Here is a 15,347-nt window from a genome sequence, read left to right as displayed (position 1 = left end):
GCCCGTCTGCTTCACTGCCATCGCGATTCCCTCAGACCGTCCACCTCAGAGAATCACAATCAGCGAATTACGCAACAGGCCCACAGGGGGAGAAGGGGGAAAGGGCAGCTAAATCAAGCGGCGTGGCAGGCCTGGAAGCTTGTCTTTAGCCGCTCGGCGTCGAGTGCGCGGCCGATGAACACCAGCCGGCTCTCGTGCTTCTCGCCGTCCTTCCAGGCGCGTTGGTGGTCGCCTTCGATGATCATGTGCACGCCCTGGATGACATAGCGCTCGTCATCGCCTTTCAGCGCGATGATACCTTTCAGCCGCAGGATGTTCGGGCCTTCCATTTGGGTGACCTTCTCGATCCACGGGAAGAACTTTTTCGGGTCCATCTCGCCGCCGCGCAGCGACACCGACTGCACCGTCACATCATGGATGTCGGAAGGGTGCGCGTGATGATGGTCATGCCCGTCATGATCGTGATGATCATGGCCCTCGTGATCATGGTGATCATGATCATGATGGTCGTGATCGTCATGCGCCTCGAGGAAGTGCGGATCGTTCTCCAGCGCCCGGGACAGGTCGAACGCACCGCGATCGAGCACCTCGGACAGCGCCACGCCGGCGCGTGTGGTGCGATGGATGCGTGCCGCCGGGTTGATGGCGCGGATCGTCGCCTCCACCTTGCTCAGCTCTTCGGGGGTGACCAGGTCGGTCTTGTTGAGCACGACGACATCGGCAAAGGCGATCTGGTCCTCGGCCTCGCGGGAATCCTTGAGGCGCAGCGGCAGGTGCTTGGCGTCGACCAGCGCCACCACCGCATCGAGCCTGGTCTTGGAACGCACATCGTCGTCCATGAAGAAGGTTTGCGCTACCGGCACGGGATCGGCGAGGCCTGTGGTCTCGACGACGATGGCGTCGAAGCGGCCGGGCCTGCGCATCAGACCTTCGACGACGCGGATCAGGTCGCCGCGCACGGTGCAGCAGATGCAGCCATTGTTCATCTCGTAGATTTCCTCGTCGGATTCCACGATCAACTCGTTGTCGATGCCGATCTCGCCGAACTCATTGACGATGACGGCGTAGCGCTTGCCATGGTTTTCCGAAAGGATGCGGTTGAGCAGTGTCGTCTTGCCGGCGCCGAGATAGCCGGTAAGGACGGTAACGGGGATCTGCGTCTGTGCGTCGCTCATATTGTGCCTCGAATAGGGATTGTCGGCTCCATATAGGATGTGTGCTCGGCTTTTGCACGAGGCAAACCGATGGGCCAAAGAGGCCGGTATTGCCGAACTTTCCTCACATTGCCGAACGTTCATTGGCGCGGGCTGGCGGTGGGGCCTAGATAGGGCGAGGGGTTGTTCGCACTGAGGAGGCGCCAGATGTCCGACAAGTCCTTGCCATTAAGCCGGCGGCAGGCTCTCGGTCTTGTAGCGGTCATCACGGGCGGCATATTCCTGCCCGCCGGCGCAAGGGCCGGGCAGGTCTCGCCCTATGCCGGGCTTGCTTTGTTCGAAGCCGGTGCCGGCGTCTGCACCATGACGCCCGAGGTCACCGAAGGACCGTTCTATTTCGACCCGAAGCTCGAACGCGCCGATATCACCGAGGGCAAGAAGGGCGTCGCCCTCAATGTGCGGCTGCAAATCGTCGACGCCGCCTGCCGGCCGCTTCCCGGCGCACGCGTCGATATCTGGCATTGCGACGCCCAGGGCGCCTATTCCGGCTATCCCGGACAGGGCGACGGGCAGGATATCGACACGTCCGGCCAGAGCTTTCTGCGCGGCTGGCAGAGAAGCGATGGAAGCGGCATCGCTTCTTTCGCCACCATCTATCCCGGCTGGTATCGCGGCCGCACCACCCACATCCATTTCAAGATCTTCCCCGACGACCGCTCGGCAATGACCGGCCAGATGTTCTTCCCCGACAGCTTGAGCGAGCAGATATTCGCCACCGTCGCGCCCTATAACGATCGCCCCGGCAAACGCGATACATCGAACATGCGGGACGGCATTGCCCGCCAGGCCGGGCCGCCGTCGCAGGCAGCGCTGCGGGAAATGGCGGACGCCTATCAGGCCTTGATGGTGGTCGCGGTGAGGGCCGGTTGAGGACACCTCGTCACGTCGCCATCCAGCCGTCGCGGAAAGTCGTTTGTCATCTAACTGAAATAAACATCTGGCATTAGCCACGGCGAACACCGCGATGCTTGCCGGCAAAGCTATTTTCCGAGCCGGAATGTTTTCGATCGTCATTGCCAATCGGCGGCCTGCTTCTATGCTGTCCGCACCGGTTCGGCCGAGGAGGGATGAGCATGGCCAAGGCGGACAAGACTGCAACAATGAGCCGGCTGCATTCGGCGGCGCGGCTGGCGCGCACGGCGCTCGCCGCCCGGCTTCTGGCGCATGGCTTCTATGCCGGTCAGGACCAGATCATGCTGGCGCTCGACCGCGAGGACGGGCAGACGCCCGGCAATCTTGCCGGCCGCCTCGGCGTGCGTCCGCCGACCATCACCAAGACCATCAACCGGCTGCAGGCGCAGGGTTTTCTGGAAAAGCGGGCCTCCTCCGCCGATGCCCGCCAGGCGCATATTTTCCTCACCGACACCGGCCGCGAAATCATCCACGCCATCGAGAAATCGGTGAAGAAGACCGAAAAGCAGGCATTGAAGGGTCTCGACAAGAAGGATCAGAAATCGCTGTTCAAGCTGCTTGCCCGTGTCGAAGCGAATCTTTCGAACGGCGAAATGGTGCTCCCCGATGACGAACTGGATATCGAGGACAAGATCCTTGAATAGGTCACGCGTTCGCCGCTGACGGCCGCCGCGTCAGTGCCGACCAGCGTCCGGGTGTGACGCCGAACGCCTTCTTGAAATGCCGATTGAAATGGCTTTGGTCACTGAAGCCGGCTGCGATGGCGATTTGCGCCAGCGGCTCGTCGCATTCGATCATCCGACGGGCTCGTTGAAGCCGGCGCATCAACAGGAACCGGTGCGGGCTGGTGGAGAAGGTGGCGCGGAAATGCCGCGACAGGGCATAACGGTCCAATCCGGTGATCGCCTCCAATTCATCCGAACGTACAATCCGCGCGACATTTTCCTCCAGATAGTCGCGCGCCAGACTGGCGGCACGCCACGCAGTTTTCGCTATCGGTTTCGCCGGCCGACCGGCGTGCCGGGCCAGGCTTTGCATCAGCTGCGTCATGAAATCGACCACAAACAGCTCGTCCAGTTCCTGATCCAGCGGCCCGAGCGCCGAAAGCAGCGTCGCGCGGAAATCGCGGTCTGTCATCACGGCATCCCCGACAAACGGCAGTGACCCGCCGCCGAGGCAATCGAGCATCAGGGACGGCTCCAAATACAGCATTCTGTAACGCAATCCGTCTTCTGTGCCGGCGCCGCCATCGTGCATTTCGTCGGGATGAAGGATAATGATCTGGCCAGGCAGGCTCTGATGCGTCGCGCCGCGATAGCGGAAGCTCTGTATGCCATAAAGCGTCACCCCGATTGCATAGGTGTCGTGGCGATGGAGATCGAAGGCGTTGCCGTGGAACCGGGCCTCGATGCGTTCCATGCCGGCAGTACCGGGTGCCGATACGATGCAGTTCTCGGCTGCATCCACGCACAAACGTCCAAGACCCTGAAAGGCTTCCCCGTCTAGACCGTGCGGCATCGCTTCACTCGCAGCCTCGGATTGGCCCCCTTTCGGATTGGAAACTGTCGCATGTTCGATACGAAATTTGCAATCGTGCTCAGGGACGATCTTCCCGTCTGGCAGAAGCTCAACGTCACCGCCTTTCTGACCAGCGGCATCGTCGCGCAGTTTCCCGACCTCATCGGCGAGCCCTACCGTGACCGCGCCGGCAATATCTACAACCCGCTATCGATCCAGCCGGTCATCGTGCTTTCGGCAGACGGCCAGGCGCTCGGAACGATCCAGCGGCGGGCGCTGGAGCGTGGTGTGACGGTTTCGCTCTATGTCGAGGAAATGTTTTCGACTGGGTACGATCTGGCCAACCGTGCCGTCTTTGCCGAATTTGCGCCGGAGGATGCCAAGGTGGTCGGCATCGCGCTTCGCGCCGAAAAGAAGCTCGTCGACAAGATCACCAAGGGTGCCCGCATGCACACCTGACTCTCCGGCCACCAGGAACAAAACTGAGCCTGTCGTCGCCTGTCGGTGTGCCAGCCTCTTTTGGCTTGCCCGCTGGCGACAATTCCCGCATTGGTGAGGGACTGCCTTGCTTCCCGTCCGGCCTGAAATTGAATGCTCCCCCAAGACAAGACGAAAGCGCGACGTCGCCGGCGGCGATCCTGTGCATGCTTTCCGTCTATGTGTTTTTCACCTTCCTCGACACCAGCAGCAAGTACCTTGTGCTGGCTGGCGTCTCGGCGCTGATCGTCGCCTGGACCCGCTTCGCGGTCCATGTCCTGCTTGTCGGCGTCTTTCTGCGCGGATGGCGTGAGCCGTTGCGTTTTCGTCCCGCCAACCTGCCGGCGCATCTCACGCGCGGTCTGCTCCTGTTCGGATCGACCATGTTCAACATTCTGGCGCTGCGGACGCTGCAGCTGGCGGAAACCACCTCGATCTACTTCTTCGGCCCGATGGTGATCACCGCGCTTGCCGGTCCGTTGCTCGGCGAATGGGCCGGCTGGCGGCGCTGGCTGGCGATCATGAGCGGCTTTGTCGGCGTCCTCATCATCACCCGGCCGGGCATCGGGGTTTTTGGCGTCGGCCATCTCTTTGCGCTCGGCTCGATGCTATCGAACAGTTTCTACGTCATCATGACGCGCCGTATGTCGGCGACGGAAACCTCGGAAAGTCTCATCCTGTTTTCGGCGCTGGCGCCGGCCGTGCTGCTGCTGCCGACACTGCCGTTTTCGCTTTCGCTGCCGCAGGATGGCTGGCACTGGTTCATATTGCTGATGCTTGGCGTCTTCGGCGCCATCGGCCATTGGCTTCTTGTGCAGGCCTATCGCCTTGCCACCACCACGGCCCTGGCTCCCTATCCCTATTCGCAGATGATCTGGATGATCATCTCCGGCCGGATCGTCTTCAACCAGTTTCCCGACCGCTGGACCCTGGTCGGTGCCACCGTCATCGTCGCCAGCGGCCTCTACATCGTCCACCGCGAGCACCGGCTTCGCTTGCACAACCGCGCGACGCTGGACGCGGAGGCGGAAGCGCTGGCAAAAAAACTTTGATTTGCTCGGGATCGATGGCATAAGAGCCGGCCTTTAAACAGTTTAAATTGCTTCGGGAGCGCAGGGCGCTGGCACAGAAGATCAAGCTTTCGACCATCGCGGATGCGCTCGGCGTGTCCACGGCCACGGTCTCGCTGGCCTTGCGCGACAGCCCGCTGGTCGCCGGCGGCACCCGCGACCGTATCAAGGAACATGCACGCGCCATCGGCTATATCTACAACCGCCGCGCCGCCAGCCTTCGCACCTCACGCTCGGGCATTGTCGGCGTCGTCGTCCACGACATCATGAACCCGTTCTTTGCCGAGATACTGCGTTCGATCGAGAGCGAACTCGACCGCAGCCGGCAGACCTTCATCCTGTCGAACCACTACGACCAACTCGAGAAACAGCGCACCTTCATCGACACGCTTCTGCAGCTCGGCGCTGACGGCGTCATCATGTCGCCGGCCATCGGCACACCGCCCGAAGACATAATCATGGCCGAGGAGAACGGTCTCCCGGCAGTGCTGATTGCACGCACCGTCGAAGGTGCCGACGTGCCGGTGTTTCGCGGCGACGATGCCTATGGCACCGGGCTTGCTACCAATCATCTGATCTCGCTTGGCCACAAGCGCATCGCCATGATCGGCGGTACCGACCAGACGTCGACCGGCCGCGACCGTTATCAGGGATATGTCAACGCCATGGAGGCGGCAGGGCTCGAGGTCAGGCCGTCATGGCGTATCGCCGGCCCGCGCACCAAGCAGGCCGGCTTCGAGGCTGCCGGGCAGTTCTTGGCGCTGAAAGACAGGCCTACCGCGGCCTGCTGCTGGAACGACCTCGTCGCCATCGGCCTGATGAACGGCATTGCGCGCGCGGGGCTGGTGCCGGGCATCGACATCTCCGTTACCGGCTATGACGACCTCGAGGAAGCGGCGATCGCGACGCCGGCACTGACCACGGTCTGGAACGGCCAGCGCGAGGTTGGCCGCCGCGCCGCCAGCGCGCTGCTCGACAAACTCAACGGACAGACGGTGCGGCCGTCGCAGGAACTGATCAAGCCGGAACTGCATGTGCGCCAGTCGACCGGCAAACCGGTGGAACGTACATGACAAAAACCGAACAGCAAGCTGTCGCCATTCTGGTGCCGGGCCAGTTCAACGACCATGCGGTCGGCCGCATCGACGGGGCGTTCAGCCGCGTCCGGATCGAAGGCGCCGATCCGTCGCTGGTCACCGACGACATGCGCCGTACGGTGCGCGGCATAGCCGCCTTCGGCGGCATAAGCGCCGCGTTGATGGACGCGCTGCCAAAGCTCGAGATCATCGCCAATTTCGGCGTCGGCTATGATTCTGTCGATGTCCGCCACGCCGTACAGCGCGGCATCATGGTCACCAACACCCCGGATGTGCTGACCGAAGAGGTCGCCGATACGGCGCTCGGCTTGCTGATCAACACCATCCGCGAACTGCCGCGCGCCGAGGCCTGGCTGCGCGACGGAAGTTGGCTGCGCAAAGGCAACTATCCGCTGAGCCGGCTGACCCTGCGCGGGCGCCATGTCGGTATCTTTGGCATGGGCCGCATCGGCCTCGCCATTGCCCGCCGGCTCGACGCTTTCGGGCTGCCCATCGCCTACCACAACCGGCGCCGCGTCGAAGGCCTGTCCTATGACTATCACCCGACGCTGAAAGGTCTCGCCGAGGCGGTCGACACACTGATCTCGGTGGCGCCCGGCGGGGCCGCGACGGAAAGGGCAGTCAATGCCGAAATCCTCTCGGCTCTTGGGCCGAACGGCGTCTTCGTCAATATCGGCCGGGGCAGCACGGTCGATGAGCCAGCCCTTGCCGCCGCACTTGCCAGCGGCAGCATCGCCGCTGCCGGGCTAGACGTCTTTGCCGACGAGCCGAATGTGCCAGCGGCGTTGCTTGCCGCGCCCAACACCTCGCTTTTGCCACATGTCGGCTCCGCCTCGCAGCACACCCGCCGCGCCATGGCGGACCTATGCGTCGACAATCTGGTCTCGTGGTTTTCGCAGCGCAAGGCACTGACGCCGGTGCCGGAGACGGCAAATGTCAAGGCAAGGCCGTAAGCGGGCTGCCATATCTATTAACTTCAGCTTAACCCTTCGGAATCATTCTGGTCCCTTCCTAGTGTCTGTCCGCCTGACAGCACATGACAGCAAGATGAAGCGCGCCTCCTGATCTCTTCGAACGCGGCGCGCTTGAAATGCGCGGAGAAACAGGATGAAAACGCTTCCTGCATTGATGGCGGTTGCTGTGCTGTTCGGCAGCGTCCAGCTGTTTTATGCCGGTAGCGGTGAAAGCCGTGCAGCCAGTGAGTCACCACCTTCATCCGGCAACTACCGGCTGGTAGCCCATGGTGACGAGGCGTCTTGTGCGGTCAGCCGTGGCGCCGAGATTTCGCAAGGCTTGTCGCTGTTGACGGTCGCCGCGAATTGCCGCCGGGTGTTGCCCGGTGTCGAGCAGGCGAAGTTCTGGCGAGAGCAGAATGACGGCACGGTCACATTCAGCGCCAACGGCACCGATCCAATCGTCATGTTCTCAGTCGCCGATGGCGACGGTTACGAATCCTACGCGCCGGCGCTGCCGCTGCTATCGCTGGCGTCGGCCGGCAACTGACGAGCGCTATTCTGCCGCTGCGCGCGCGCCCGATTTCGCCGCCTGATGCAGACGTACAGCGTCGCCGAAGGCGCGGAAAATCTTTGCCGAGATGTCGTCAGATTCGACCCAGTACTCTGGATGCCACTGCACGCCAACAGCGAAGGCGCGGGCGTCCTTGACCGAAACCGCCTCGACAGTGCCGTCGGCGGCGACCGCTTCGACCTGCAGCTTCGGGCCAAGCCGATCGATGGCCTGGCGATGCACCGAATTGACCAGGATGTCGCCGGCGCCGAAGACCCCGGCCAGGCAGCTGCCGGGTTTTATCGACACGCTCTGGCGGATGGCGAAGCGTTCGTCCTGATTGTCGCTTGCCGGCGCACGATGGTCGAGCGAACCGACGCGTTCCTGGATTTCGGTCGCCAGCGTGCCGCCCAGTGCCACATTCATCTCCTGGATTCCGCGGCAGATGGCGAGCAGCGGTACCCCGCGCTCCACCGCCCGGCGGATCAGTGGCAACGTCGTCGCGTCGCGGGCGGAGTCGTAAGGACCATTGGCTTCGCTGGCGTCACCGCCATAGAGCGAGGGATGAACGTTGGACTTCGAACCGGTGACCATGACGCCGTCGACGGCGGAAAGCAGTTCATCGAAGTCGAGCCGGTCGCCGAAGGACGGTACCAGCAGCGGGAACACGCCTGCACCCGAAAGCGCCGCTTCAAGATATTGATGTGGCGCGGCATGCCAGATGTAATTGTCGAACTGGCGGACGTCGGTCGATATGGCGACGAGCGGCTGGTGCATTTGGTCCGGATCCCATCGGGTGCAACGAATTATCTGCCTGCAAAATAGGCGATCCGAAGGCGCATTTCCATGGCAAGTTTCGGCGTGTCGCGTAGGCCAGTTAATCGACCTTAGACTATAGTTGCAAGATCTGCCCCAACGCCGTGAATTTCCCCGAAATGCGCCACTCAAACCGGGCTGCCACGCTGGACTCGACTCCTTGCCTGTGTATTGTCGGGCTCGAAGCCGATCCGGGCCCCGAAGCGTCCCGAATGTCGGTCAGTTGATCCAAAAGGGAGGAACTTCATGGATCGTCGTTCGTTCATCCGCAAGGCCGGCACCACCGGTTTCGGCGCCGCGGCCGCTGCCGCGACACTTGCTGCGCCGGCCATCGCCCAGTCCAACCCGAAAGTGACCTGGCGGCTGGCGTCGTCCTTCCCGAAGTCGCTCGATACGATCTATGGTGGCGCCGAAGTGTTTTCCAAGATGCTGTCGGAGGCGACCGACGGCAACTTCCAGGTCCAGGTCTTCGCCGCCGGCGAACTCGTTCCCGGCCTGCAGGCCGCCGACGCCACCACTGCCGGCACCGTCGAGGCCTGCCATACGGTGGCATACTATTACTGGGGCAAGGACCCGACTTGGGCGCTGGGGGCGGCGGTTCCGTTTTCGCTCAACGCGCGCGGCATAAACGCCTGGCACTATCATGGCGGCGGCATCGATCTGTTCAACGAGTTCCTGGCGACGCAGGGTCTGTTCGGGCTGCCGGGCGGCAATACCGGCGTGCAGATGGGCGGCTGGTTCCGCAAGGAGATCAAAACGGTCGCCGACCTTTCCGGCCTCAAGATGCGTATCGGTGGTTTTGCCGGCAAAGTGGTGCAAAGGCTCGGCGTAGTTCCGCAGCAGATCGCCGGTGGCGACATTTATCCGGCGCTGGAAAAAGGCACGATCGACGCCGCCGAATGGGTTGGCCCCTACGACGACGAGAAGCTCGGCTTCTACAAGGTTGCGCCCTATTACTACTATCCCGGCTGGTGGGAAGGTGGACCGACCGTCCATCTGATGTTCAACAAGGCGAAATACGACGAACTTTCGCCGGCTTACAAGTCGCTGGTGCACACTGCCGCCCAAGCGGCCGACGCCAACATGCTGCAGAAATACGACTACCTCAACCCGGCGGCGGTGAAGCGGCTGGTTGCCGGCGGCGCCAAGTTGAGCCCGTTCAGCCAGGAGATCATGGCCGCCTGTTTCGAAAAGGCCAACGAAGTCTATGCCGAGATGGAAGCCTCGAACGCGCCGTTCAAGAAGATCTGGGACTCGATCAAGGCGTTCCGCAAGGAGCATTATCTCTGGGCGCAGGTGGCCGAGTACAATTACGACACCTTCATGATGGTCCAGCAGCGCAACGGCAAGCTCTAGAATATTCTGCGACGCCGAGTGGCTCCACTCGGCGTCGCAGAAAAGGGCTAAAACAAAGCGGATGTCCCGTTTGGTTTGAATGCATTCCGCTCCAGGCGTTTGATGGATCTCGTCAAAGGACCGCGAGCCACGCCCCGCGGTCCTTCCCTGTCAGCCTTCGGACGCACTGACTTCGACCAGTACTCCACCCGGCGCATGGCAATAGAACGTCGTCGACTGGATGCGGCCGCGCATTAGCTGCTGGACCTCGCCCGGTTGCAGGCCGGCATCGGCAAGCCCGGCTCGCTTTGCATGCACAAACTCCGGCTTGCCGACGAAGAAGCCAACGTGAAAGCCGTCCGGATAGCTGGCGGGCTCGCCTTTCCCCGGCTTCATCAGATTGAGGATGAAGCCATCGATGCCACGCAGAACCGCGAAGGCGTCCTTGCCGCGCACGGCGACAAATTCAAAGCCGAAATGGCTGGTGAAGAAGCGGGCAAGGCCGGCAACTTCGGTGGTGACGAGATTTATGTGGTTCTGTTTCATGATGCGTCTCCTGCCACGGGTTGAATGCGGACAGGCTTCGACCGAAGAGCGCAAACCGGCGGGACCGCTACATCCGAAAATCCGGACGTGACCCGACCGGCTCGCGAGTTTCGCCTCGCTTGCCGGCCGCGGGTTCTCCCACAAGTAATGTGGCGAACAGGCTTCCCCGAGCATCGTGCTCAGGACGGGAAGAGCCGGACTACCGAACCGGCAATGTCTTTTTCGGCGTAGTTTCTGTAACCGGTCGCCCCGCCGGTGGCAACTGGCCCGATCGATCAGCCCTGAGGCACTACCAGGACCTTGACCTCACCTGGTGCCGACGGGTTGGCAATGATCGCCACCGCCTCGTCGAGGTCGACTTGTCGCGATATCAGCCGGTCTACCTCGATCGCACCCGAGGCGATGAGATCGGCGGCCCGGCGATGGGTAAAGGGATTGAGGAAGGAGCCCAGGACCTTCAACTCGCGGAACAGCAGGTCGAACGGTTCGAACGCCGCTTTCATGCCTTGCGGCATGACGCCGACGACGACAATTGTGCCGCCCGCCTTGGCCAGCCGCATCGCCTGCTCGACGGTGTCTTTCACGCCGGCGCATTCGAACACCACGTCGACGCCGCCCGGCATCAAACCCGACCGGCCGACGATCGCGTCGGTGATGTCGGAAGCGCTGGGATCGACCGTCGCCGTTGCGCCAAGTTCCTCGGCAAGGGCGCGCCGCGAGGCCTGGCGCGTCGACAGGATGATGGTCGTCGCACCGGCGAGCTTTGCCAGTTGAACGGTGAGCAGGCCGATCACGCCGCCGCCGAGCACGGCAACCGACGAACCTGGTCTGATCGCGGCAAGGTCCACGCCATGCAGGCAGCAGCCGAGCGGCTCGCAGAACGCACCATGCGTCGGCGTCAGATCGCCTGGCAGGACGAAAGCCTGTTTCTGCGGCAGGGCAAGATATTCGGCAAAGCCGCCATCGCGATGGATGCCGATGGCACGCAGATTGCCGCAGAGGTTGACCCGGCCGGCCTGGCAATGCGCGCACCGGCCGCAGGCGATGTTGGGATCGCCGGTGACGCGGTCGCCGACGGCAAAGCCGGATACGGCAGGTCCGATCGCCTCGACGATGCCGGAGAATTCATGGCCGAGAGTCACCGGCGGCGTGCACGGGAATTCGCCATGGAAAAGATGCCGGTCGGTGCCGCAGACGCCGCACGCCTCGATCCGCACCAGCAGCTCGTCCGGTCCGGCAGTCGGTTTCTCGACCTCGCACACGGCGAGGCCGCCCACTCGCTCCAGTCGCACCGCCTTCATGGCTGCCGGGCCTTCGTCAATTGAAACTCGGTGGTTGCGACAGATCGGTTGCCGGTGCCGCCGGTTTCGCGGGCGGCTTTTCGTCGAAGCTTGGCGGCTGCGACAGGTCCTGCGCGCCGGGCGCAGCGGGTGCCGTGCTGCCACCGGCCGGCGGCGTGCCGAGCGGCGACAGGCTGGGCATCTCCGGCACCTTGATGTCGATCGTCGCTGGATCGACGACGGCGCCTTTGTAGTGCATCACCATCTGCGGGAAGGCGATGGTCAGGCCGATCATGATCACCTGGATACAGACGAACGGCACTGCGCCCCAATAGATCTGCCCGGTGGTGACGGGCGCGATCTGTTTGCCGGTGAGCCGGTCGAGATAGGGCACGCGTGCGGCGACCGAGCGCAGATAAAACAGCGCGAAGCCGAACGGTGGATGCATGAAGCTGGTCTGCATGTTAACCCCGAGCAGCACGCCGAACCAGATCAGGTCGATGCCGAGCTTGTCGGCCGCCGGCGCCAAAAGCGGCACGATGATGAAGGCGAGCTCGAAGAAATCGAGGAAGAAGGCGAGCACGAAGACGAGGATGTTGACGCCAATCAGGAAACCGACTTCACCGCCCGGCAGGGACGTCAACAGGTGCTCGACCCAGATGTGGCCATTGACGCCGTAGAAGGTCAGCGAGAACACCCGCGCGCCGATCAGGATGAACAGCACGAAGGACGACAGCCGCGTCGTTGAGGCCAGCGCCTGCTTGACCACGTCGAGCGACAGCCGCCCCTTCATCGCCGCCATCGCCAGCGCGCCGACGGCGCCCATGGCGCCGCCCTCCGTCGGCGTGGCGATGCCGAGGAAAATGGTACCCAGCACCAGGAAGATCAGCGCCAGCGGCGGGATCAGCACGATGATCACCTGCTGTGCCAACCTCGACATCAGGTTGATCTTCAGGCGCTGGTCGATGATCGCCACGACATAGATGAAGATCACGCCGATGGTGGCGCCGAGGATATCGGCATTGCCGCCATGGTTTGGCGCGAGGTAGCGATACGCGGCATAGGAAACCACCACCGCCGCCAGCAGCGCCGCCAGCAGCGACAGCACACCGTGACCGAGCGTGCGGGCCTCCAGCGGCAGTGCTGGCATCGACTTCGGCCGGACGATCGACATGAGCAGGATGTAGAGCATGTAGATGCCGGTCAAAATGAGCCCGGGGATCAGCGCCCCCTTGTACATATCGCCGACCGAGCGGCCGAGCTGGTCGGCCAGCACGATCAGCACCAGTGACGGCGGGATGATCTGGGCGAGCGTGCCCGATGCTGCGATGACGCCGGATGCCAGCCGCCGGTCGTAGCCGTAGCGCAGCATGATCGGCAGCGAAATCAGCCCCATGGCAATGACGGAAGCCGCCACCACGCCGGTCGTCGCGGCCAGCAGCGCGCCGACGAAAATCACGGCATAGGCCAGGCCACCACGAACCGGTCCGAACAACTGGCCGATCGTGTCGAGCAGGTCTTCGGCCATGCCGGATCGTTCGAGCACGATGCCCATGAAGGTGAAGAACGGGATCGCCAGCAGCGTGTCGTTCGACATCACCCGGCTGCCGTAGAAATTGTCCGGCAACGCGTGCAGCAACGGCCAGGCGAGGTTGATCGAGCCGCCCGAATAGGGCGACAGCAGCACGCCGATGAAGAAGAACATCAGGCCGTTGGCGGCAAGCGAGAAGGCGACGGGGTAGCCGATCAGCAGGAAGAAGATCAGCGAGGCGAACATGATCGGCGCCATGTTCTGGGCGATGAACTCGATCACGAGCGCACCTCTTCGACGAGCGCCTTGGCTTCTAGCTCGGCCTGTTCATGCACCGATATGAATGGAGTGGGATCGTCCATATGACCGCGCATGATGGCGATTTTCTTGATGATTTCGGAAATGCCCTGCAGCGCAAGCAGGAAAAAGCCGACCAGCAGGATCGCCTTCGCCGGCCAGATGATCAGCCCGCCGGAATTGTTCGACATCTCGCCGCTGCGATACGACAGCGACACATAGGGAACGAAATAGACCACCATCAATGTCACGAACGGCATCAGGAAGAAGACGTGACCGAAAAGGTCGATCCAGTGCTGCACGCGGCGCGAGAACATGCCGTAGACGATGTCGATGCGGATATGGTCGTTCTGCTTCAGCGTGTAGGCGGCGGCCAGCATGAAGGCGGCGCCGAACAGATACCACTGCAATTCCAGCCAGGCGTTCGAGGACATGTCGAACAGCTTGCGGATGACGGCGTTAGCGGCGCTTACCAGAATTGCGAGCAGGATCAGCCACGATACCCATTTGCCGATGAATTCGTTCAAACGGTCAATGGTTCTGGAAAGAGCGAGAAGCCCTGCCATGCATTCCTCCCTTGTGTCAGAGCGCGGCGGTTCCCTGTCCGTTGCGCCGCTGTGGACCAACGGTATGCAGTGCGTGGTTCGGCGGGTCAACACGGGCCTGCCCGCATAAACACAGTTGTGAGGTGACGACCGGCAAAAAAGCTGCCGCGTCCTTTGCATGTCCAAGGACATGCGGCTCTTTCACCAACCAAAGTCGGGTGCGGCTCAGGCGATCTTCTGTTGGTCGCGGCCGGCGCCGATCAGCACAAGCATGGCGACGAGGAACAGGTACATCCAGGCATCGCGCCATTCGAGCGGGAAATAGCCGGCCCATAGCGATTCGGCCATGCCGAAAGCGGCGGCGCCCAGTGCCGCCCGCAGCGGCGAAAGATAGCCGCCTACTGCCGTCACGAACAGGATCTTCAACCCGTAGACCAGGCCGGTGCCGAAGCTGATGTTGCCGTAGTAGAAGCCGGCGAGCACGCCGGCCAGCGCAGCGCAAAGGCCGCCGAAAAGCACCGCACGCCGAAACACCGCGCGGACATCGACACCGCACATCGCAGCAGCCTTGGGATCGTCGGAAACGGCGCGCCAACTGCGGCCGAAGCTCGAATGTGTGAAGCCCCACGCAGCCAGCGCAATGGCCGCCAGCACGGCAGCGCAATCGAGCAACTGGATCAGCGTCAACGTCGCCTTGAAGCTGGCACTCTGCGCGAAGACGATGGTCTGGGCCAGCATCGGTGGCAACCACAGATCGTGGGTGTTGGCGGCGATGCGGCTGGCTTCCGACAAGACCAGCAATATACCGAGCGTTGTCACCACGATCGCATTGGGCGAGCGGTCGGCCAAGGGTTCGAAGATGCTTCGTGACAGAACGTGGCTGATCAGCGCCGCGTAGAGAAACGCCGCAACTATGCCGAGCGCGACCGATGCAAGCAGCGTCAGCCACAGTGCCTGATAGCCGAATGCCGCGGTGAGGATCATCGTTTGCCCGCAAAAGGCGAACAGCGCGCCATAGGCAAGATTGGTGCGGTGCAGGATGCCGTTAGTCAGCACATAGCCGAAGGCAAGCAGTGCGTAGAGCGCGCCCGAATGCAGCCCGTTCAGAACCTGCTGGAAGAAATAGAGCATGCAAAATCCTCGGTGCATGGCTCCGAATAATCGGAAATCGACTTTCGCTGGGATCATGCACAAAATCAAAGT

The 15,347-nt window shown here is 62.5% G+C and carries 16 protein-coding genes; 8 read left to right on the top strand and 8 right to left on the bottom strand.

The features are described 5' to 3' along the window. Positions 1-113: 113 nt before the first annotated feature. Entirely contained in the window at positions 114-1,175 is a 1,062-nt protein-coding gene (locus NKH91_RS30660) for a CobW family GTP-binding protein (protein WP_352849179.1), read from the bottom strand. 186 nt (positions 1,176-1,361) lie between these two features. On the opposite strand from NKH91_RS30660, the gene NKH91_RS30655 reads away from it, so the two are divergent. Next, positions 1,362-2,084, top strand: a complete 723-nt coding sequence (locus NKH91_RS30655; RefSeq protein WP_352849176.1) for an intradiol ring-cleavage dioxygenase — start codon at positions 1,362-1,364, stop codon at positions 2,082-2,084. A gap of 203 nt (positions 2,085-2,287) precedes the next feature. After that, positions 2,288-2,770 (top strand): MarR family winged helix-turn-helix transcriptional regulator, encoded by a 483-nt coding sequence (locus NKH91_RS30650; RefSeq protein ID WP_023718061.1) that lies wholly within the window; start codon positions 2,288-2,290, stop codon positions 2,768-2,770. Between the two features lies 1 nt (position 2,771). On the opposite strand, the gene NKH91_RS30645 is transcribed toward NKH91_RS30650, so the two are convergent. Next, complete coding sequence (locus tag NKH91_RS30645) at positions 2,772-3,644, bottom strand: AraC family transcriptional regulator (RefSeq protein WP_352849174.1); 873 nt, start codon at positions 3,642-3,644, stop codon at positions 2,772-2,774. Between the two features lie 51 nt (positions 3,645-3,695). Between NKH91_RS30645 and NKH91_RS30640 the strand changes: the two genes are divergently transcribed. The 5 genes from NKH91_RS30640 to NKH91_RS30620 all read left to right on the top strand — a co-directional run bounded on the left by NKH91_RS30640 (position 3,696) and on the right by NKH91_RS30620 (position 7,791). Further along, positions 3,696-4,103 carry a DUF2000 family protein gene (locus tag NKH91_RS30640; RefSeq protein ID WP_023718059.1) on the top strand — a complete coding sequence of 136 codons (408 nt, stop codon included), beginning with the start codon at positions 3,696-3,698 and terminating at the stop codon, positions 4,101-4,103. Between the two features lie 185 nt (positions 4,104-4,288). Beyond that, positions 4,289-5,173: a DMT family transporter gene (locus NKH91_RS30635; protein WP_352849172.1), complete on the top strand. Its 885-nt coding sequence runs from the start codon at positions 4,289-4,291 to the stop codon at positions 5,171-5,173. A 68-nt stretch (positions 5,174-5,241) separates the two neighbouring features. Further along, positions 5,242-6,264 (top strand): LacI family DNA-binding transcriptional regulator, encoded by a 1,023-nt coding sequence (locus NKH91_RS30630; protein ID WP_352849181.1) that lies wholly within the window; start codon positions 5,242-5,244, stop codon positions 6,262-6,264. Then, on the top strand, positions 6,261-7,241 hold the full coding sequence (locus NKH91_RS30625; protein ID WP_023718057.1) for a 2-hydroxyacid dehydrogenase: 981 nt from the start codon (positions 6,261-6,263) through the stop codon (positions 7,239-7,241). The genes NKH91_RS30630 and NKH91_RS30625 overlap by 4 nt, the downstream gene beginning before the upstream one ends. A 154-nt stretch (positions 7,242-7,395) precedes the next feature. Beyond that, a complete protein-coding gene (locus NKH91_RS30620) occupies positions 7,396-7,791 on the top strand; it encodes a hypothetical protein (protein WP_352484378.1) in 396 nt (131 codons plus the stop codon). Positions 7,792-7,797: 6 nt separating this feature from the next. Here NKH91_RS30620 and NKH91_RS30615 read toward each other — a convergent pair whose 3' ends face one another. After that, a complete protein-coding gene (locus tag NKH91_RS30615; protein WP_352849170.1) occupies positions 7,798-8,571 on the bottom strand; it encodes a gamma-glutamyl-gamma-aminobutyrate hydrolase family protein in 774 nt (257 codons plus the stop codon). 285 nt (positions 8,572-8,856) lie between these two features. Here NKH91_RS30615 and NKH91_RS30610 point away from each other — a divergent pair, with 285 nt between their 5' ends. Next, positions 8,857-9,966, top strand: a complete 1,110-nt coding sequence (locus NKH91_RS30610; protein ID WP_023718055.1) for a TRAP transporter substrate-binding protein — start codon at positions 8,857-8,859, stop codon at positions 9,964-9,966. 150 nt (positions 9,967-10,116) lie between these two features. On the opposite strand, the gene NKH91_RS30605 is transcribed toward NKH91_RS30610, so the two are convergent. The 5 genes from NKH91_RS30605 to NKH91_RS30585 all read right to left on the bottom strand — a co-directional run bounded on the left by NKH91_RS30605 (position 10,117) and on the right by NKH91_RS30585 (position 15,275). Continuing rightward, on the bottom strand, positions 10,117-10,491 hold the full coding sequence (locus NKH91_RS30605) for a VOC family protein (RefSeq protein WP_352849168.1): 375 nt from the start codon (positions 10,489-10,491) through the stop codon (positions 10,117-10,119). Between the two features lie 275 nt (positions 10,492-10,766). Next, positions 10,767-11,792 carry a zinc-dependent alcohol dehydrogenase family protein gene (locus tag NKH91_RS30600; RefSeq protein WP_023718053.1) on the bottom strand — a complete coding sequence of 342 codons (1,026 nt, stop codon included), beginning with the start codon at positions 11,790-11,792 and terminating at the stop codon, positions 10,767-10,769. Between the two features lie 16 nt (positions 11,793-11,808). Next, complete coding sequence (locus NKH91_RS30595; RefSeq protein WP_031193698.1) at positions 11,809-13,581, bottom strand: TRAP transporter large permease; 1,773 nt, start codon at positions 13,579-13,581, stop codon at positions 11,809-11,811. After that, complete coding sequence (locus NKH91_RS30590; RefSeq protein ID WP_023718051.1) at positions 13,581-14,165, bottom strand: TRAP transporter small permease subunit; 585 nt, start codon at positions 14,163-14,165, stop codon at positions 13,581-13,583. The genes NKH91_RS30595 and NKH91_RS30590 overlap by 1 nt, the downstream gene beginning before the upstream one ends. Positions 14,166-14,369: 204 nt before the next feature. Then, positions 14,370-15,275, bottom strand: a complete 906-nt coding sequence (locus NKH91_RS30585) for a branched-chain amino acid ABC transporter permease (RefSeq protein WP_023718050.1) — start codon at positions 15,273-15,275, stop codon at positions 14,370-14,372. Between the last annotated feature and the right edge of the window lie 72 nt (positions 15,276-15,347).

The sequence above is a fragment of the Mesorhizobium sp. M0894 genome (genome assembly GCF_040319725.1).
Classification (GTDB): domain Bacteria; phylum Pseudomonadota; class Alphaproteobacteria; order Rhizobiales; family Rhizobiaceae; genus Mesorhizobium.
The sequence above is the reverse complement of the archived record's forward strand: the minus strand, read 5'-3'. Positions and strand labels throughout refer to the sequence as shown.